This window comes from Pseudomonas sp. TE3728 (assembly GCF_056279145.1).
Map to the genome: position 1 here is coordinate 1,384,804 of NZ_JBWBQT010000001.1, position 19,887 is coordinate 1,404,690.

A 19,887-nucleotide genomic window follows, 5' to 3' on the forward strand; every position below is an offset into this window, starting at 1 on the left:
TCATTCCTCCCACAACTGGACGGTTTTCAGGATGTCGCGGCGGTTGGCTTTCTTCGCACCGAACATGTTGGTGTCGGAGCTACCGCTGCAGCCGCTGCCGAAACTGAAGCCGCAACCGGAGCGTTCGGCAAAGGCGTCACTCATGGCGTCTTCACGGTGCGCGCTCGGTACCACAAAGCGGTCTTCATAGTTGGCGATCGCCAGGTAGCGATACATCTCCTCGACCTGGGCCACGCTCAGGCCGACGTCCTTCAACACTTGCAGGTCCTGAACCCCGTCGACTTGCTCGGAACGTTTGTAGGCGCGCATCGCCAGCAAGCGTTTAAGCGCACGCTTGACCGGTTTTTCATCGCCCGCCGTCAGCAGGTTGGCCAGGTACTTCAGTGGAATACGCAGGCTGTCGACGTCCGGGATCACCCCGTTCATACCGACGGTGCCGGCAGTGGCGGCGTTCTGGATCGGCGACAGCGGCGGCACGTACCAAACCATCGGCAAGGTGCGGTATTCCGGGTGCAGCGGCAGTGCGAGTTTCCAGTCCACGGCCATTTTGTAGACCGGCGAACGTTGGGCTGAATCGATCACCGACTGCGGTACGCCATCGGCCAGGGCCTGACGAATCACCGCTGGGTCATTCGGGTCGAGGAAGATCTCCAGTTGTTTCTCGTACAGGTCCTGCTCATTGGCGGTGCTCGCCACTTCGCTGATGCGATCGGCGTCATACAGCAGCACCCCGAGGTAACGGATGCGCCCGACGCAGGTTTCCGCACAAACGGTCGGCATCCCGGCTTCGATCCGCGGGTAGCAGAAGATGCACTTCTCGGACTTGCCGCTCTTCCAGTTGAAATAGATCTTCTTGTACGGGCAGCCGCTGATGCACATCCGCCAGCCACGGCATTTCTCCTGGTCGATCAGGACAATCCCGTCTTCTTCACGCTTGTAGATCGCCCCGCTCGGGCACGACGCTGCGCACGTCGGGTTGAGGCAGTGCTCGCACAGGCGCGGCAAATACATCATGAAGGTGTTTTCGTATTCGCCGTAAATGTCCGCCTGGATCTTGTCGAAGTTCTTGTCCTTGCGACGCTTGGCGAATTCGGTACCGAGGATCTCTTCCCAGTTCGGGCCCCATTCGATTTTTTCCATGCGCTTGCCGGAGATCAGCGAGCGCGGACGCGCAGTGGGCTGATGCTCGCCCAGCGGCGCGGTGTGCAGGTGCTGGTAATCGAAGTCGAACGGTTCGTAGTAATCGTCGAGGCTCGGCAGGTCCGGGTTGGCAAAAATGTTCGCCAATACGCGGAATTTACCGCCGATGCGCGGGTTGATCGTGCCGTTGGCGTTGCGGATCCAGCCGCCCTTCCACTTGTCCTGGTTTTCCCATTCTTTCGGGTAGCCGATCCCGGGTTTCGATTCGACGTTGTTGAACCAGGCGTATTCCATGCCTTCACGGCTGGTCCAGACGTTTTTGCAGGTGATCGAACAGGTGTGGCAACCGATGCACTTGTCCAGGTTCAGAACCATGCCGATTTGTGAGCGAATCTTCATCTCAGTTCTCCTCGATATCGGTCGGCAGCGGACGTGGCAGGTCATCGCCACTTGAACCATCGAGCCAGTCGACTTTGGACATTTTGCGCACCACGACGAATTCGTCGCGGTTACAACCGACCGTGCCGTAATAGTTGAAACCGTAGGCCTGCTGGGCATAGCCGCCGATCATGTGGGTCGGTTTGAGCACCACGCGGGTGACCGAGTTGTGGTGGCCGCCACGGGTCTTGGTGGTTTCCGAACCGGGCACGTTCACGATCCGTTCCTGTGCGTGATACATCATCACCATGCCGTCCTTGACGCGCTGGCTGACCACCGCCCGGGCGGTCAGTGCACCGTTGACGTTGAAGCATTCGATCCAGTCGTTGTCCTCGATGCCGGCGCTTTTCGCGTCGTTCTCCGAGAGCCAGACAATCGGCCCGCCACGGCTGAGGGTGAGCATCAGCAGGTTGTCGCTGTAGGTGCTGTGGATGCCCCACTTCTGGTGCGGGGTGATCCAGTTCAGGACGATTTCCTTATGGCCGTTACTGCGCTTGCCTTTCACCCCTTCGATGGTGCGGGTGTTGACGGGCGGGCGATAACTCATCAGTTGCTCGCCGAACGCCTGCATCCACGGGTGATCCTGGTAGAACTGCTGGCGACCGGTGATGGTTCGCCATGGGATCCCTTCGTGAACGTTGGTGTAACCGGCGTTGTAGCTGACGTGATCGTCTTCGAGTCCCGACCAGGTCGGGCTGGAAATGATCTTGCGCGGCTGCGCCTGAATGTCGCGGAAACGAATCGCCTCGTGGGCCTTGGACAGCGCCAGGTGGCTGTGGTCGATGCCGGTGAATTCCGACAGCGCGGCCCAGGCCTTGACGGCGACTTGGCCGTTGGTTTCCGGTGCCAGCGACAGAATCACTTCAGCAGCATCGATCGCCGTATCGATTTTCGGACGGCCGTGACTGATGCCGGCGTCGCCTTCTTTGTGATTGAGTTCACCGAGGAATTTCACTTCGTCTTCGGTATTCCAGTTGATGCCTTTACCGCCGTTGCCGTTTTTCTCCAGCAATGGCCCGAGGGACGAGAACTGTTTGTAGATGTTCGGGTAGTCACGCTCCACCACGTGCAGGTTCGGCGCGTTCTTGCCCGGCTCCGGTGCCACGCCGTCGCTTTTCCAGTCGGTGCCGCCAAACGGCTGGGCCAGTTCGCCGACGCTGTCGTGCATCAGCGGGATGGTCACCAGGTCTTTCTCCACGCCCAGATGCCCGACCGCCATGCTGGAAAACGCCTTGGCGATGCCTTTGTAGATTTCCCAGTCGGAACGCGATTCCCACGCCGGGTCGATGGCAGCCGACAACGGGTGAATGAACGGGTGCATGTCCGAGGTGTTCATGTCGTCTTTTTCGTACCAGGTCGCGGTCGGCAAGACGATGTCGGAATAGACGCAGGTCGAGGACATGCGGAAGTCCAGCGTGGTGACCAGATCGAGCTTGCCGATGGCGCCCTCGTCCACCCATTCGGCTTCTTCGGGTTTGCAATCGCCGACCTGGCCGATGTCTTCGTTCATCACCCCGTTTTTGGTGCCGAGCAGGTACTTGAGCATGTACTCGTGGCCCTTGCCTGAGGAGCCCAGCAAGTTGGAACGCCAGATGAACATGTTGCGCGGGAAGTTGACCGGGCTGTCCGGCTGTTCGCAGGAGAAGCGCAGCGAACCGTCCTGCAGCGACTTGACCACGTAGTCTTTGGGGTCCATGCCGGCCGCAGCGGCGTCGCGGCAAATGTGCAAAGGGTTAGTGTTGAGTTGCGGTGCGCTGGGCAACCAGCCGGCGCGTTCGGCGCGGATGTTGTAGTCCAGCGCATGCTCAGGGAATTGCGATTTATCGGCCAATGGCGAGAGCACGTCGTGCATGCTCATCTTCTCGTGGCGCCATTGCGAACTGTGGGCGTAGAAGAAGCTGGTGCCGTTCATTTGGCGAGGCGGACGGTTCCAGTCCAGGCCGAACGCCAGGGGCAGCCAGCCGCATTGCGGACGGAGTTTTTCCTGGCCAACGTAGTGCGCCCAACCGCCACCGGTCTGGCCGACACACCCGCAGAGCATGAGCATATTGATCAGCCCGCGGTAGTTCATGTCCATGTGGTACCAGTGGTTCATCGCCGCGCCGACGATGATCATCGAACGGCCCTTGGTCTTGTCGGCGTTGTCGGCGAACTCACGGGCGATCTGGATGGCTTTCTCGCGGCTGACGCCGGTGATCTGCTCTTGCCACGCCGGGGTGCCGGGCACCGAGGCGTCGTTGTAATCCTTGGCCACGTTAGCGCCCCCGAGGCCGCGATCAATGGCCAGGTTGGCCGCCGATAGATCGAACACGGTGGCGACCTTGGCCACGCTGCCGTCCGCCAGCACCACGTTATGCACCGGCACGCGGCGGTATTGCACGGCATCGCCGGCCACGTGCTGGAAGTGCTCGTGGGATTCGCCGGCAAAATATGGGAACGCCACTTCGGCGACGTCATCGCCGATCAGGCTCAGCTTCAGATCGATCTCACGGCCTTCGCCGCCTTCACGGGGCAGGATGTTCCACTTGCCCTTCTCGCCCCAGCGATAGCCGATGGAGCCTTGAGGGGAAACCAGTTCGCCACTGACATCCAGCGCGATGGTTTTCCATTCCGGGTTGTTTTCCTGGCCGAGGTTGTCGGTCAGGTCGCTGGCGCGCAGGAAGCGGTCCGGCTGGTAACCGGCGCCCGGTGCCTTGTCGACCATTTGTTTGAGCAGCACCAGCACCGGCAAATCAGTGAAGCGCTTGGCGTAGTCAGTGAAATAGGCGCTCGGTTTGTCCAGGTGGAATTCTTTGAAGATCACATGGTTGAACGCCTGCGCCAGCGCCGCATCGGTGCCTTGTTTAGGGTTCAGCCACAGGTCGGTAAGCTTGGCGACTTCCGAGTAGTCCGGAGTGATCGCGACGGTCTTGGTGCCCTTGTAGCGGACTTCGGTGAAGAAGTGCGCGTCCGGGGTGCGGGTCTGCGGGACGTTGGAGCCCCAGGCAATGATGTAGTTGGAGTTGTACCAGTCGGCCGATTCCGGCACGTCGGTCTGCTCGCCCCAGACCATCGGCGAGGCCGGTGGCAAGTCGCAGTACCAGTCGTAGAAACTCAGGCAGGCACCGCCGATCAGCGACAGGTAACGCGAGCCTGCGGCGTAGCTGACCATCGACATGGCAGGGATCGGCGAGAAGCCGACGATCCGGTCCGGGCCGTATTGCTTGATGGTGTAGACGTTGGCCGCCGCGATGATCTCGTTGACTTCTTCCCAGTTGGAACGAATGAAGCCACCCATGCCGCGCTTGCTTTTATAGGAGTCAGCCTTGGCCTTGTCCTCGACGATGCTGGCCCAGGCTTCCACCGGCGCCATGGTCTGCCGCGCATCGCGCCAGAGCTTGAGCAACGGCTTGCGGATTTTCGGGTACTTGAGCCGGTTGGCGCTGTAGATGTACCAGCTGTAACTGGCACCACGGGGGCAGCCACGGGGCTCATGGTTCGGCAGGTCGTTACGGGTACGCGGGTAGTCGGTCTGCTGGGTTTCCCAGGTGATCAGGCCGTTCTTGACGTAGATTTTCCACGAGCAGGAGCCGGTGCAGTTCACCCCGTGGGTGGAGCGCACGATCTTGTCGTACTGCCAGCGCGAACGGTAGACGTTCTCCCAGTCGCGAGACTCTTTGCGGGTCTCTCCATGACCGTCGGAAAACTCGTTTTGCTTACGGTTGAAAAACCGCAATTGATCCAGTAAATGACTCACGGTGTAGTCCTCTCAGGCTTTGTCGCGGAGTCTGTGCCCCGCCCACGCAATGGTTGAATTCGGGTCGTCTCAGCAGGGTGTCGCGGCGCCTTTGCGCGCGTACCACCACCAGGTCACCACGATGCAGCTCAGGTAAAAGCCGACGAACATGTAGAAGGCCATCTCCGGGCCGCCGGTCAGGGCCATCGAAGAGCCGAAGGATTTGGGAATGAAGAACGCACCGAAGGCGCCCATGGCCGAACTGAAGCCCAGGACGGCGGCCGATTCTTTACCGGCATCCTTGAGCGCTTGTTCGCGTACGGCTGGCGGTTTTCCGGCCGAGGCTTTTTCGTGTTGAGTGCGGAAGATCACCGGGATCATCCGGAAGGTGGAGCCGTTGCCGACGCCAGTGGTGATGAACAGAAGCATGAACAGGCCGAGGAAGCCGTAGAAGTTGCCGCCGGTATCGTTCTGCGGCAGGAAGTGCATCACCCCGAAGACCATCGCGATCATCGCCACGAAGTTCCACAAGGTCACTTTCGCGCCACCGAGCTTGTCCGCCAGCCAGCCGCCCAATGGACGAACCAGCGCGCCGACCAACGGGCCGAGGAAGGCGAATTTCAAGGCAATCACGTCAGGGAACGAGGTTTTGATCAGCAGCGGAAACGCGGCGGAGAAACCGATGAATGAACCGAAGGTCGCCAGGTACAACCAGCACATCAGCCAGTTGTGCTTGCGCTTGAAGATCACCGCCTGTTCGCTGAACGAAGCGCGGGCACTGGACAGGTCATTCATGCCGAACCAGGCCAGCACCGTCACCAGGACAATAAAAGGCACCCAGATGAACCCGGCGTTCTGCAGCCACAACTGACCGCCATCCGGCAGTGCTTGCGGCGAACCGCCCATGAAGCCGAACACACCGAAGGTAATCACCAGCGGCACACAGAACTGCATCACCGAAACGCCCAGGTTACCCAACCCGGCATTGAGGCCCAGGGCTGTGCCCTGCTGCGACTTGGGATAGAAGAAGCTGATGTTGGACATGCTCGAGGCAAAGTTGCCGCCACCAAAACCGCAGAGCAAGGCAATCAACACGAACACGCTGTAGGAGGTGCTCGGGTCCTGCACGGCGAAGCCCATCCAGATCGATGGCAGCAACAGCGACGCGGTGCTCAGGGCGGTCCAGCGACGGCCACCGAAGATCGGCACCATAAAGGAATAGAAGACGCGCAAGGTCGCGCCGGACAGCCCCGGCAACGCCGCCAGCCAGAACAGCTGGTCAGTGGTGAAGGTGAAGCCGATGGCATTCAAACGCACAATCACCGTGCTCCAGACCATCCACACCGCGAAGGCCAACAACAGCGCAGGAATGGAAATCCACAAGTTGCGCGTGGCGGTCTGTTTGCCGCTACTTCCCCAGAACGCGGGGTCCTCGGGGCGCCAGTCATGGATGAGCGGGCCTTTGTCAGGCTTTTGCAGAACGGACATGTTCTTCTCCTAGGGCAATGCTGGAAATCGGGGACGGGGTCAGCAGCGGCGCCTTACCCAGCACCGGGCTTTTGCGTATTTCGCTGAAGTACATCCAGGTGAGGGAGACCCAGACCACGCCGTACATCAACATGAAGCAGGAAGAGCGCACGCCGGTGAGGTCCACCAGGGCGCCGAACAGAATCGGCAGCACGAAACCACCCAGGCCACCGGCGAGGCCGACGATGCCGGACACCGCACCCATGTTTTTCGGGTAGTCATTGGCGATGTATTTGAAAACCGAGGCCTTGCCGAACGCGAAGGCGATGCCCATGACGAACAGCAGCACGGTGAACAGCGCGGGGCTCAGGCCGATATGGAAATCCACCGGGCCGTCGATGGTCTGCACTTGCAGTTGGGTCTGGGGATACGAGAGCAGGAACAGGCAGATCCAGCTGACCCACAACACCCACCAGGTCACGCTTTGCGCCCCCCAGCGATCTGACATCCAGCCGCCGACGGCGCGCAGCACGCCACCGGGCAGGGAAAAACAGGCCGCCAGCAGCGCCGCGCTTTGCAGGCTGAAACCGTATTCCTGCACGTAGTACTTGGTCATCCATAGGGCCAGGGCGACGTAGCCACCGAAGACGATCGAGTAGTACTGGCAGTAGCGCCACACCGCAGGGTCTTTCAACGAGCGCAGTTGCTCACGCAAGGTAGCGCCGGATGCACTGCGGTGGTCCTTGTTTTCGGCACTGAGAAACCAGAACAGCAGCGCGGTAATAAAGAGGATCGCGCTGAAGACTTTCGGCACCAGTTGCCAGCTGCCGGCAGCGATCAGTGCCGGGGCGAGAAACTTGGTCACCGCAGCCCCGGCGTTACCGGCGCCGAAGATGCCCATGGCGAAGCCTTGATTCTCCTTGTCGAACCATTTGGCGACGTAGGCAATCCCGACCGAGAACGAGCCGCCGGCCAGGCCGACGAACAAGCCCAGCACCAGGAACTGCCAATAGGCGGTGGCGTGGCTGATCAGGTACAGCGGCGCGACGCAGCTCAGCATCAGCAGGAAGAACACGCTGCGCCCGCCAAAACGGTCGGTCAGCAAACCCAGCGGCAAACGCACCAACGAGCCGGTCAGCACCGGGGTCGCGGCCAGCAGGCCGAACTGGGTTTCGTTGAGCTGGAGAAGGTCCTTGATCGGCACCCCGAGCACGGCAAACATCATCCAGACCATAAAGCACACAGTGAAGGCCAGCGTGCTCATGCCCAGCACCAAGCCTTGTCGTACACGCGGTGGGTTCACAATGCTCTCCAGTCAGTTAGCCATGGCGGCAGACTAGAGAGGCCAACCCCGCAAAAACTTGACCCATGTCAACGAAGCCCATGGGGGCATAGGCCTATGCTTATGCGGTCTACCTCTAAGGAGGTAGTCCTGAAAAGCCTTAAAACCCTTTATTTATCAGTCCATTAAGAGTTTTAACCCACGCTTTTGCTGACAAGGAACTGTCGACAACTCTTTAGAGGTAGCGCGCCTGGGATCGGCGGCAAAACCTACTCTGGTGCTGCACATGCTCTGTTTTCCTGATGTCTTCCGGGACCTGCGCCGGTGATGCGCTGGTTGCGCAGCTCCCTGCCCGCTCGCGCCGGGCTGGCGGTGATCCTGATCGCCGTGCTGGCGCTCGCCAGTTCGCTGAGCGCCGGGCTGATCGCCTGGTTCAGCCAGGGCGATGCCGCCGCCATCAACACCGCAGGCTCGGTGCGCATGGAGACTTATCACCTGAGCTGGAAACTGGCCGCGGGTGCAACGCCCTCAGAAATCGCCGCCATCACCGACAGCCTGCAAACCCGTCTCACCGGCCAGTCACTCAAGGCCGTGCTGGAAGATGGCCCCACCGCCGCCCTGCAAGTCAGCTATAGGCAAATCCAGCAACAATGGAACGAGGATTTACTCCCGGCACTGCTGCGCGGCGATGCCGCCTATTTTCAGGTCCAGGCACTGCCCTTCGTTGAACAACTGAACCAGTTCGTCAACCTGTTGCAGCGTCAAAGCGAACAAAAGCAGGGCTGGCAACAGGCGATCCAGGGCCTGGCCTTGTTCACTACCATGATTGTCCTGCTGATCGGGTTGTACGAGTTGCAGTACGGTGTCGTCACGCCCCTCAAGGAGTTGGTGGACGCCACCCAGCGTTTTCGTCGCGGCGACTTCAAGGTGCGGGTCAACCATCAGTCCCAGGATGAACTGGGCCAGTTGGCCACGAGTTTCAATACCATGGCCGAGACGATCGAAGAGTCGCATCGCACCCTGGAAAGTCAGGTCCGGCAAAAAACCCTGAACCTGCAACAAGCCAATGCCGCCCTGGAGCTGCTGTATCAAAGCAGCCGAAGCCTGGCCACACGTCTGGCTAATGCCGAAGGCCTGGATGAGTTGATTCGACGTTTCCAGCAACGCCTGCCCGGCTTGCGCCTGTCGCTGTGTCTGCAAGGCCAACTGCAGGCACCGGCCCAACAGTTACTGGCCCTGCACGGCGCGAACATCCGCGAAGTCTGCGCCAGCAGCGACTGCGCCACTTGCCAGAAGCACCACAAAGCCAATCCGCAAGCCTTCAGCATCAGCAACCAGGGCAGTGAGCTGGGTGAGCTCAAGGCGCACTTTGTCGACGGGCACCCCATGCAAGCCTGGGAAACCCAACTGATCCAGGCCCTGGCCAACCTGATCGGCACCTCGCTCTCGCTCAAGCGCCAACGGGAACAAGATCATCGCCTGCTGCTGCTCGAAGAACGCACGATCATCGCCCGCGAGCTGCACGATTCACTGGCACAGGCCCTGTCCTACATGAAGCTGCAAGTCAGCCGCATGCAGACCCTGATGCGCCGGGGCGAACCGGTCCAGACCCTGGAAACCGTCACCGCCGAATTGCGCGAGGGACTGAACAATGCCTATCGCCAGTTACGCGAGTTGCTGACGACTTTTCGTTTACAGATTCACGACGCGGGACTGGTGCAGGAACTCAAGGACACCGCCGAGGAGTTTTCCCGGCGCGGGGAATTCCAGGTGCACCTGCACGTCGACACCCTGGCCTTTCAGCTATCGGCCAGCGAACAGATCCACATTCTGCAGATCACCCGTGAGGCGCTCTCCAACTGCTTGCGCCACGCCCATGCGCAAAACGCCTGGCTGCAACTGCGCCAAGATGGCGAGACAGTCAGATTGTCGGTCGAAGACGACGGTCGCGGCTTCAGCGGCAACGTCGACCAACGCGAACACCACGGCCTGAACATCATGGATGAGCGGGCTCGCAGCTTGCACGGCCAGCTGCAGATCCTTTCCAGGGAACCCCAAGGCACCCGTGTCCAACTGGAATTCCACCCGGAATTTCTCGGGCAGCAAACAGAAGGCAGCACCCTATGACCCCGTCCCCGCAACACAGAATTCTGCTGGTAGACGACCACCCGATGATGCGTCACGGCATTCGCCAGATGCTCGAACTCGAAGATGATTTCCTGATCGTCGGCGAAGCCAGCCAGGGTGAAGAAGCACTCGGTCTGATTGAGCCGCTTCGACCGGATCTGGTCTTGCTCGACAACAACATGCCGCAAATGAATGGCATCGAAACCCTGCGCCGATTACGGGCGATGCACTACACCGGCAAAGTGCTGCTGTTCACCGTGTCGGACGCCGAAGACGATATTCGCGATGCACTGCGCCTGGATGCCGACGGTTATCTGCTCAAGGACATGGAACCGGAACTGTTGATCCAGTACATCCGCGATGCCTTGAACGGCGCCTTGGTCATCAGCCCGGGGCTGACCCAAGTCATGGCCCAGGCGCTGCGCTCGCCGCCGCGCCAGGCCGTGGTGGAACTGACCGAGCGTGAGCGTCAGGTGTTGAAAACCATCGCCAGCGGCTTCAGCAACAAGGTCATCGGGCACAAGCTGGGCATCACCGAAGGGACGGTCAAGGTCCACGTGAAAAACCTGCTGCACAAACTCGGCTTGCGCTCGCGGGTGGAGGCGGCAGTGTGGGCCATGGAGCATCTGCGCAGTGCAGGCTGACGGGCATCCCTCCTTGGAGGTAGGCCTGCAGAGGCATAGGTCAATTGGCCTGCGCTCTCTACTATGACGGTCAGCGGAGGTACGCCATGCTGACCCACCCTTCCATCGTTTTAACGTTGCGCCGTCATCATCTGTTCAGCCAACTGCCGGAGAAAGTCTTCGAGGAAGTCTGCAGCCTGGCCATGCTCAAGCGCCTGAGTTGTCACAGCACGCTCATGCACCAAGGGGATCCGGCCAGGCGTTTTTTCCTGCTGGTCAGCGGCCAGGTCAAGTTGTACCGGCTCACCGGCGAAGGCCAGGAAAACCTGGTGGAGATCATCCAGCCCGGCCAGACCTTTGCCGAAGCCTTGCTGTTCAGCCAGGCCCGACTCTACCCGGTGAGCGCCACCGCGCTGAAGGACAGCGTGCTGGTCAGTATCGAGGGCAACCATTACCGCAACGCCCTGGAGGATCAGCCGAAAGTCTGTCTGGCGATCCTCGCGAGCATGAGCGTTCACCTGCACCTGCGTCTGCGCGACATCGATACCTTGACCATGGCCAGTGCGACTCGTCGGGTGATCAATTTTCTGTTCCAGGAACGCCACCCGGTTACCGGCCAGATTGTCTTGCAGGTGTCCAAACGCCTGGTGGCGTCGAAGCTGGGGATTCAGCCGGAAACCTTCTCGCGGATTTTGCATCGTCTGGTGGAGTGCGGCCTGATCGCCATGGAGCGTCGCCATATCAGCATCCTCGCTGAAGAGGAGCTGGCGGCTTTCCAGTAGTCGGAATTGACCGCCATCAAGGCGCAATGCCAAGCGCCTTGCACACTGGCAGCGTCCATCCACGGAGAGTGCAAATGCCCCGTTCAACCCTGCCTTTGGTTTACTCCTGCTCAGGTTGCTCCAATGTCGCCCAACTGGCCAATACCCTGGCCGTGCGCCTGGACCGCAGTGGCCTGGCTGAAATGTCCTGCATCGTTGGTGTCGGCGGGCATGTGGCGGCGCTGGTCAACAAGGCACGCTCGGGGCGGCGGATCTTCGCGCTGGATGGTTGCCCGTTGCAATGTGTTGAAAACTGCCTCAAGCAACATGGGCTGCATGCTGATGTGCATCTGATTCTCAGCCATTACGGGCTGCGTAAACGCCATGGTGAGGATTGCACGCAGGCGCAGAGTGATGAGTTGTTTGAAGGGATCAGGCAGTTGATTGCCAGTGATGCTCGCCAGCATGAAAGCCGGCAGAAAACGATGGCCTGAGGGCCAACGAAAATCCAAATGTGGGAGCGAGCCTGCTCGCGAAGAGGCCCTGTCAGTCGACATCAATGTTGAATGTAAGTCCGCCTTCGCGGGCAAGCCAGCTCCCACAGGGATCCGAGTGAACCCTGCGGGAGCAAGGCCAAACTCAGGCCAGGCTTTTGCTAACCACCTCAAACACATCGCTGGACAGTTGCCCCGAAGCGCGAATCCGCTCCAGCTCGCCTTTCATCAACGCCTGACGAGCGTCGTCGTATTTGCGCCAGCGAGTCAGCGGCGCCAGTTGGCGAGAGGCGATCTGCGGGTTAAACCCGTTCAACTCGATCACCAGATCCGCCAGGAAGCGATACCCGGAACCGTCAGCCGCGTGGAAGTTGATCAGGTTCTGCCCGGCAAACGCGCCGATCAGTGCCCGCACCTTGTTCGGGTTCTTGATCGTGAACGCCGGGTGTTGCATCAAGGCTTTGACCCGCTCCAGACCACCCGGCAATGGGCTGCCGGCCTGAACGCTGAACCACTGATCCATGACCAGCGGATTGTCCTTGAAGTGTTCGGCGAAGGTCGCCAACGCCGTGGCTTTCTGCTCTTCGAATGGCGAATTGACCAACACCGCCAACGCCGTCAGACGCTCGGTCATGTTGTCGCTGGTGTCGAACTGTTCGAGGGTTGCCGCCAACACTTCCGGCTTGCCGCTGAGCATCAGGTACGACAGCGCAATGTTTTGCAGCGCGCGGCGGGCGAAATGCTCGGCCTCGGCCACATACGGCGTTTTCTTCGAGAGATCGCGATTGGCCTGATAACGCAGCCACAACGCCTCGAACAAACCTTCAGCCAATTGCTTGCGGGCAAACTCGCGGGCCGTGTGGATGGCGTCTACGTCAGCCACTTCACTGATCTCGGTCAGATACGCCTCGCCCGGCAGCGAAAGCATTTCGGCGACCATCGCCTGATCCAGTGTCTCATCGGACAGCACGGTACGCAGCGCTGCAACCAAACGCTGATCCAGCACCAGCGCCTCGCCCTTCTGTTGCTGTTCGATCAACTCTTGCAGGACCTGCACCGACAATTGCTGACCGGCATCCCAGCGGTTGAAGCCGTCGCTGTCGTGCTGCATCAGGAACATCAACTGATCGCGATCGTACGGAAAACTCAGTTTCACCGGTGCCGAGAAGCCGCGCAGCAACGAAGGCAGCGGCTTTTGCGCAATGTCGACGAAGGTGAAGGTCTGCTCGGCTTCAGTCACCGAAATAACCCGCGAAGTGCCTTGAGCACTGGTTTCACCGGCAAGACGCAGGGCCATTTCGCCGCCCTTGCTGTCCAGCAGGCCCAGTTCCACCGGAATCACGAACGGCAGTTTTTCCACCTTGTCCGGGGTTTCCGGGCAGCTCTGGCGGAAGGTCAGGCTGTAGGTTTTTGCCGCGGCGTCGTAGGACTCGCTCACCACCAAACGTGGGGTGCCGGCCTGGCTGTACCAGCGCTTGAATTGAGTCAGGTCAACGCCGTTGGCGTCTTCCATGGCTTTGATGAAGTCGTCGCAGGTCACGGCCTGGCCATCATGGCGTTCGAAGTAAAGGTCGCTGCCTTTGCGGAAACCGTCGGCGCCCAGCAAGGTGTGGATCATGCCGACCACTTCCGAACCCTTTTCGTACACGGTCAGGGTATAGAAGTTGGAAATCTCGATGAAGCTGTCCGGGCGCACGGCGTGAGCCATGGGGCCGGCATCTTCGGCGAACTGGTGGGTACGCAGGTAAGCAACGTCCTGGATGCGTTTGACCGTGGCCGAGTTCATGTCGGCGGAGAACTCCGAATCCCGGAACACGGTGAAGCCTTCCTTGAGCGACAGCTGGAACCAGTCGCGGCAGGTCACACGGTTGCCCGACCAGTTGTGGAAGTATTCGTGGGCAACGATCGCTTCGACCCGCTGGTGTGCGGCGTCGGTGGCGGTTTCAGCGCGGGCCAGCACGGCGCTGGAGTTGAAGATGTTCAGGCCCTTGTTTTCCATGGCGCCCATGTTGAAGTCGTTGACTGCGACGATCATGAAGATGTCCAGGTCGTACTCTCGACCGTAAACCTCTTCGTCCCAGCGCATGGACTTCTTCAGGCTGTTCATCGCGTGCTGGCACTTGTCGATGTTTTCCGGCTCGACATAGATGCGCAGCGCCACGGAGCGCTCGGTCATGGTGGTGAAGGTGTCTTCGACGCACCACAGGTCACCGGCCACCAGCGCGAACAGGTAGGCAGGCTTCTTGAACGGGTCTTCCCAGGTCGCCCAGTGCCGGCCGTCTTCGCCGGGCCCTGAGGCAATCGGGTTGCCGTTGGACAGCAGCACCGGATAGCTGTGCTGCTCGGCGACCACCGTGGTAGTGAACGTGCTCATCACGTCCGGGCGGTCGAGGTAATAGGTGATTTTGCGGAAACCTTCGGCTTCACACTGGGTGCAGAACATGGTGCCGGATTTGTACAAGCCTTCCAGGGCGGTGTTGGTTTCCGGGTGGATCCTGACGCTGGTGTCGACCGTGAAGCTTGTACTGGTCGGGTGCAGGGTCAGGTGATTCTCGGTCAGTTGGTAGTCGGCGGCGCTCAGTTCGCGATCGGCCAACGTCACCGACAGCAGATCGAGTTGCTGGCCATCCAGCACCAGCGGCGGCAGACCCGGGCCACGTTCAGGATTGCGACGCATCACCAGTTGCGCATGGACCAGGCTGTGGTCCTCGAACAACTCGAAGGTCAGGTGCGTCTCGTCGATCAGGTACTCAGGCGCCTGATAGTCCTTCAGGTAGATCATCTTCGGTTGTTCGGTGCGCATACTGGAATCCTTACTGATGCACGGCGAGCTGGTAAGCCGTGTATTTACGAATATTGATCACGCCGGTGTCGAAAATCAGGTACTGGCCCTTGATCCCCAGCAGCGTGCCTTCGGCAATCGGGTTCTTGTCCAGGTTGAAGCTGACAATCTTGGCCGGGTATTGCTCGACCGGATAGCGGATCTCGAGCGGTTCGACATCGGTAATGGTCTGGATTGCTTGCAGGCCAAATCGTTCCTGCAAACCTTGCAAACCTGGCGCACAACTTTCAAACAGCTGATCGCGAACCTGCGCCAGATCCACCGATACCGCATCGCCCTTGAGTAAAGCACGCCAGTTGGTCTTGTCGGCTACCTGGCTGCGGAACAGGTCTTCGACGAAGCCTGACTGCTGACGGGTCGCGACGCGCATGATCGGCAAGGCCTGGCTGGCGCCCTGATCGAGCCAACGAGTGGGCAGTTGCGTGGCGCGGGTGATGCCGACCTTGATCCCCGACGAATTGGCCAGATACACCACATGATCGGTCATGCAGAATTTTTCGCCCCACGCAGGCTCACGGCAGGTGCCGGCGTCGTAGTGGCAACGCTCCGGGCTCATGATGCAGAGGTCGCATTGGGCCAGTTTGGTCATGCACGGGTAGCAGTAACCCTGGCTGAAACTGGTTTTGGTCTTGCGTCCGCAATGGGTGCAGTGGATCGCTCCCAGGTATTCCAGGCGCACCGTGGTGCCGATCAACGGATTGACCGGTACCTCGGCGTCGCCCAGACGAAAAGCGTACTGAACGTTCGGCCCGTCAAGGCGCGCCGACATTTTGCTGATTGCACCGCGGCCAATCTCGATCAATGGACGGCATCCGATTTGAACAGAATGTTTGGCACTTCAATCGACTTCGACTCGCATTCCTGCGGGCCCATGTAGCCGGTGCGTTCTTCCTCGGGCAGGTTCTGGATTTCCCAGGCGATCATCGCTTGCAGGGACAGTTCGCGCTGCTCGGCGGTGAGTTTGCCACCGTCGGACCATTTGCCGATTTCCACCGCCAGTTTCAGGCTCTGGTAGATATCCGGGGTGATGTTTTTGATCATTTCGTTAAAAGAGGACATCAAGGGCTCCGCGCTCTTTAATCACATAGCTTATTTGGAAGTCAGTTTACGGCGGTTGTACAAACCGCCCAACAAACCGGTGAAGCATCCGATGAGTAACCCGCTGACGTGGGCCGCGTTGGCAATCTGGCCGAAGCCGATCATCGAGATCAGCCCCGACAGGCACACCAGCAACCACACCAGCATCATCACCAACACCCCTCGGGGCAGGCGATACGCCGGGTTCGGCGACAGAACCTGGAAGATCCAGCAATGCCCGAGCAGGCCGTACAGCACCCCCGACAACCCGCCAAACAGGCTCGGGCCGCTGAAAAGGTATTGGGTATAGTTGGACACCAGGCTGAACAGCAGCGTCAGGCCGATCAGGTTGATGCTGCCCTGCCGCGACTCGATGCGCCGCCCCAGTTCCCAGTACCACATGCCGTTCATGGCCAGGTGCAGGATGCCAAAGTGGATCAGCATCGGCGTGACCAGACGCCACCACTGCCCCGCCGCCAGGCTGTCGGCCAATGGCGTGAAATGGATGTACTCGCCGACCACACGGAAATCGAGGAAGGTCAGCCAGCGTATCGTGTCGAGGTTATCGCCCAGCAGCGTCACCATGGCGACGATCAGGCTCAGCAACAGCACCAACGCCGTAGCCTTGCTGTAGCGCAACTGCTCGACGAAGCCCGGACGCGGCTGCGTCTGCGCGATCGGGATATCCAGTTGCTGATCGGGGTCACCCGCCGGAAAGCGTTCGTACAATGAGCGCACGTCTTCGCTGATGCTGGCCGGCACCCACAGCACTTGCTCGCCCGCCTCTTCGCTGACCCGGTGGGGCACTTGCATGCGTTGCAGCAGTTTGACGAACCCGCTCAAATCCACCGCCAGAGGCAGACGCAATACCGCCACCGCCGTCATTGCAGCACCTCCGGACGCTCGACATCGACCCAGACAAATTTATGCGGGTCGAGACGGGTTTCCTGATCCAGACGATAAGCGACCAGTTTGCCGTAGAGCACCGCGCTGTAATCCAGGCACGCCAGGTTCGGGCGGATCGGCGCCGGTTTGCCGCTGCGCCAGTAGTGGCCGACGAACAACAACGGCTCATCGACGCCGTAGCGCAGCAAGTTGTCTTTTTCGCTGGACGACAGCGGCGTGCGGGCCACTGGCTCAGGCAAGGCGTCGGGCTGGAACACGATATCTCCGTAGGTTTGCGGGTCGTCTTCCCAGAATTTGGTGCGGAAAAACGAGCGCGTCAGGCCATCGCCGCTGGTCATGGTCAACCCGTGGGGCAAGCGCATGTCGGTGCCGCGCAACAGGCGATCGAACACGGTGCAGGCAAAACTGCCCGGCACCGCGGAGGCCTGGAGGAAGTGCTCATCGATGCAACCGTCGGGGAACAACCCGCGCAACGGCTCGATCAGGCCGGCGTCCCAACAGGCATGCACTACCCGAAAGCGCCCGGCATCGACGAACAGAGGCAATTCATAGAACCATTGCAGAAAGTCATGCCAATCTTCGGGATGATCCTCAAACTGAGTCAGGGTTTCCTTGAGCAGGCGACCGTGGCGCGGCGTATGTTCGCGCACGAACTGCTGGCCGCTGCCCGGCAGCGCCGGCGTGCTCCAGCCGAGGGCGTTGAATTCATGGTTGCCCATGATGCACAGCGCCTGCCCGGCTTCGACCATGTCGTGGACGATGTGCAGCGCCTCGCGAATCCGCGGGCCGCGGTCGATGATGTCGCCGAGGAACACCGCCATGCGCGACGGATGCCGCCAGACGCCAGCCTGTTTGTGATAACCGAGCCGGTCGAGCAAGTGCTCAAGGGTCAGAGCGCAACCGTGCACGTCACCGATCAGGTCGTAGCTACGCGCGGGATCGAGCATCAGTCGCCTCCACCACCCAACTTGCTGCCCCAGCCGAGCTTGGTCCGGCAGACTTCATAGTAGTTGTGGTCGAGCGGGTGAATCAGCCGCAGCTTCTGCGCTTTCTTGCTGATGGTAATGGTGTCACCGGGCGCGCAGGTGAAGTGATTCTGCCCGTCACAGGAAACTTGCGGGTAAATCTGCATATCTTTGGACACGACGATTTTCAGCTCACTGTTGCCATCGACCACGATCGGTCTACCTGACAAGGTATGGGGGTACATCGGCACAATCACAATAGCGTCGAGCTTGGGATGCATGATCGGGCCGCCCGCCGACAGCGCGTAGGCGGTTGATCCGGTCGGTGTGGCGACGATCAGGCCGTCAGCCTTCTGGCTGCAGACGAACTGGCCGTCGATGTACAACTCGAACTCGATCATCCGCGTCGATTTGCCGGGGTGCAGCACCACGTCGTTCAGCGCATCGCCCTGGCCGATGGCCTCGGCGTGGCGCCGGACTTCGGCTTGCAGCAGGAAGCGGTTTTCTACCAGATAGTGGCCGTCGAGCACTTCGGCGACTTTGACTTCCAGCTCATCGGGGCGAATATCGGTCAGGAACCCCAGGCTGCCCCGGTTGATGCCGAGCACCGGAATATTGTGTCGGGCCAGCGCCCGGGCGGCACCCAGCAGGCTGCCGTCGCCACCGACCACAATCACCATGTCACAGACTTCACCGAGCATCTTGCGCGACGAGGTTTGCAGGCCATGACCCGGCAGGACTTCGGCGATGGTGTCTTCGAGGATCACGTGCAGGTGACGATCGAGCAGAAACCGTTTCAGTCGGCGGACGGTATCCAGCACCTGAGAACTGCCCAGGCGACCGATGATGCCGATATTACGAAATTGCTCCATGGGGCTCCTATTAGGATGCGGAGGGCCTGCGACGGCGAAAAACACGATTATGGGCGAAAGCGCGGCGTAGACAAAACCCTTTCAGCCACGACGGTGCGCTCGCGTTTCGGGCTATGCTCGCAAGATGATCCTATTTCCAGATTTGCTCCAGTTACCTCACCAGTTGCGCCACCCCGAAGTGCGCGACCTGGCTTGGGTCATCCTCGCGCCGCCGATGCTCAGCGTCACCCCGTGGCCGCAGCGTCATCCGCTGGCGGGCAGCGACTGGGTGCAGGCACCGGAGCGCCTGGAACACTGGCTCCGGCAACTGGATCGCGACAGCTACGACTTGCTGCACTGGCTGGCCCAGGCCAGGACCCGGCGCCTGGGTCTGTACTACGAGCGGCTGTGGCAATACGCCGTGCGGCACGCGCCGGGCATCGAACTGATCGCCGCCAATATGCCGATCCGCCGTGAAGGCCACACCCTGGGTGAGCTGGACATGCTGCTGCGTGATCGCGATGGCGTGCATCACCTGGAACTGGCGATCAAGCTCTATCTGGGGCCACAGAATGGTGACGGCCATGACACCGCGCAGTGGCTCGGACCGGGTTGTCATGATCGGCTCGACCGTAAACTCAAGCACCTGAGCCAGCATCAATTACCGATTTCCGCGCGGGCGGAGAGCCGTGCAGTGCTGGCGTCGCTGGATATCCAGCAGTTCAGCGCGCATTTGTGGCTGGGCGGTTATCTGCTCTATCCCTGGCCGGGACAGTCCGAGTCACCGAGCGGCGCGCACCCTCAACATTTGCGCGGTAGCTGGCTGCATCAGAAGGACTGGGCGGACTTTGTCGTGCAACGCCCGTTCGGCCGCTGGCAACCCCTGCCCCGCCATGCCTGGCTGGCGCCGGCGCACTATCCCGAAGAGCAGACCTGGAACGTTGAACAACTGAATGCGTGGCTGAGCGATCTGGACCCGCTGGCACCGGCGCAGTTGATGGTGCGGCTGACAGAGAATGGCGAAGGAGATTGGGAAGAAGCCGAGCGGCTGTTTCTGGTGTCCGATCTTTGGCCGAATGTGCCGGGCAATGGTTGAGTTTTTGTGGCGAATGGACTGGCCCTATCGCGAGCAGGCTCGCTCCCACATTGGATCTCCGTATGGCGAAGATCCTTGTGGGAGCGAGCCTGCTCGCGATAGG

At 60.4% G+C, this 19,887-nt stretch carries 15 protein-coding genes; 5 read left to right on the forward strand and 10 right to left on the reverse strand.

From position 1 onward, the window contains the following. From narH to ACZ89R_RS05625, 4 genes are all read right to left on the reverse strand, one after another. A complete protein-coding gene (gene narH / locus ACZ89R_RS05610) occupies positions 1 to 1,539 on the reverse strand; it encodes a nitrate reductase subunit beta (protein WP_038982852.1) in 1,539 nt (512 codons plus the stop codon). A gap of 1 nt (position 1,540) precedes the next feature. Beyond that, entirely contained in the window at positions 1,541 to 5,314 is a 3,774-nt protein-coding gene (locus tag ACZ89R_RS05615; protein ID WP_429546423.1) for a nitrate reductase subunit alpha, read from the reverse strand. A gap of 69 nt (positions 5,315 to 5,383) precedes the next feature. Continuing rightward, positions 5,384 to 6,781, reverse strand: coding sequence for a NarK family nitrate/nitrite MFS transporter (locus ACZ89R_RS05620; protein WP_429546422.1), 1,398 nt, complete (start codon positions 6,779 to 6,781; stop codon positions 5,384 to 5,386). Beyond that, on the reverse strand, positions 6,759 to 8,063 hold the full coding sequence (locus ACZ89R_RS05625; protein WP_218396241.1) for an MFS transporter: 1,305 nt from the start codon (positions 8,061 to 8,063) through the stop codon (positions 6,759 to 6,761). Before ACZ89R_RS05625 ends, ACZ89R_RS05620 begins: the two co-directional genes overlap by 23 nt. 303 nt (positions 8,064 to 8,366) lie before the next feature. Here ACZ89R_RS05625 and ACZ89R_RS05630 point away from each other — a divergent pair, with 303 nt between their 5' ends. From ACZ89R_RS05630 to ACZ89R_RS05645, 4 genes are all read left to right on the forward strand, one after another. Beyond that, positions 8,367 to 10,169 carry a HAMP domain-containing protein gene (locus ACZ89R_RS05630; protein ID WP_429546421.1) on the forward strand — a complete coding sequence of 601 codons (1,803 nt, stop codon included), beginning with the start codon at positions 8,367 to 8,369 and terminating at the stop codon, positions 10,167 to 10,169. Further along, positions 10,166 to 10,813, forward strand: coding sequence for a two-component system response regulator NarL (gene narL, locus ACZ89R_RS05635; RefSeq protein WP_052964418.1), 648 nt, complete (start codon positions 10,166 to 10,168; stop codon positions 10,811 to 10,813). Before ACZ89R_RS05630 ends, narL begins: the two co-directional genes overlap by 4 nt. A gap of 86 nt (positions 10,814 to 10,899) precedes the next feature. After that, positions 10,900 to 11,574 carry a Crp/Fnr family transcriptional regulator gene (locus tag ACZ89R_RS05640; RefSeq protein ID WP_063340214.1) on the forward strand — a complete coding sequence of 225 codons (675 nt, stop codon included), beginning with the start codon at positions 10,900 to 10,902 and terminating at the stop codon, positions 11,572 to 11,574. A gap of 74 nt (positions 11,575 to 11,648) precedes the next feature. Next, positions 11,649 to 12,047, forward strand: a complete 399-nt coding sequence (locus ACZ89R_RS05645) for a putative zinc-binding protein (protein ID WP_123495094.1) — start codon at positions 11,649 to 11,651, stop codon at positions 12,045 to 12,047. A gap of 145 nt (positions 12,048 to 12,192) precedes the next feature. Here ACZ89R_RS05645 and pepN read toward each other — a convergent pair whose 3' ends face one another. Genes pepN through ACZ89R_RS05675 form a run of 6 tightly spaced genes read right to left on the reverse strand, consistent with a single transcriptional unit; the run spans position 12,193 to position 18,709 of the window. Then, complete coding sequence (pepN, locus tag ACZ89R_RS05650) at positions 12,193 to 14,850, reverse strand: aminopeptidase N (RefSeq protein ID WP_429546420.1); 2,658 nt, start codon at positions 14,848 to 14,850, stop codon at positions 12,193 to 12,195. Positions 14,851 to 14,860: 10 nt separating this feature from the next. Next, the gene (locus ACZ89R_RS05655; protein ID WP_429376074.1) at positions 14,861 to 15,691 is read right to left on the reverse strand and encodes a DUF2797 domain-containing protein; all 831 of its coding nucleotides are present in this window, start codon (positions 15,689 to 15,691) and stop codon (positions 14,861 to 14,863) included. Continuing rightward, positions 15,688 to 15,948, reverse strand: coding sequence for a YeaC family protein (locus tag ACZ89R_RS05660; protein WP_008074411.1), 261 nt, complete (start codon positions 15,946 to 15,948; stop codon positions 15,688 to 15,690). The genes ACZ89R_RS05655 and ACZ89R_RS05660 overlap by 4 nt, the downstream gene beginning before the upstream one ends. Before the next feature lie 30 nt (positions 15,949 to 15,978). Continuing rightward, positions 15,979 to 16,851 (reverse strand): rhomboid family intramembrane serine protease, encoded by an 873-nt coding sequence (locus ACZ89R_RS05665; RefSeq protein ID WP_429546419.1) that lies wholly within the window; start codon positions 16,849 to 16,851, stop codon positions 15,979 to 15,981. Further along, the gene (locus ACZ89R_RS05670; protein WP_185022091.1) at positions 16,848 to 17,822 is read right to left on the reverse strand and encodes a metallophosphoesterase; all 975 of its coding nucleotides are present in this window, start codon (positions 17,820 to 17,822) and stop codon (positions 16,848 to 16,850) included. Before ACZ89R_RS05670 ends, ACZ89R_RS05665 begins: the two co-directional genes overlap by 4 nt. After that, a complete protein-coding gene (locus ACZ89R_RS05675; protein ID WP_007906781.1) occupies positions 17,819 to 18,709 on the reverse strand; it encodes an NAD(+) kinase in 891 nt (296 codons plus the stop codon). Before ACZ89R_RS05675 ends, ACZ89R_RS05670 begins: the two co-directional genes overlap by 4 nt. 124 nt (positions 18,710 to 18,833) lie before the next feature. Between ACZ89R_RS05675 and ACZ89R_RS05680 the strand changes: the two genes are divergently transcribed. After that, positions 18,834 to 19,784: a DUF1853 family protein gene (locus ACZ89R_RS05680; protein ID WP_429546418.1), complete on the forward strand. Its 951-nt coding sequence runs from the start codon at positions 18,834 to 18,836 to the stop codon at positions 19,782 to 19,784. The last annotated feature ends 103 nt before the right edge of the window (positions 19,785 to 19,887 follow it).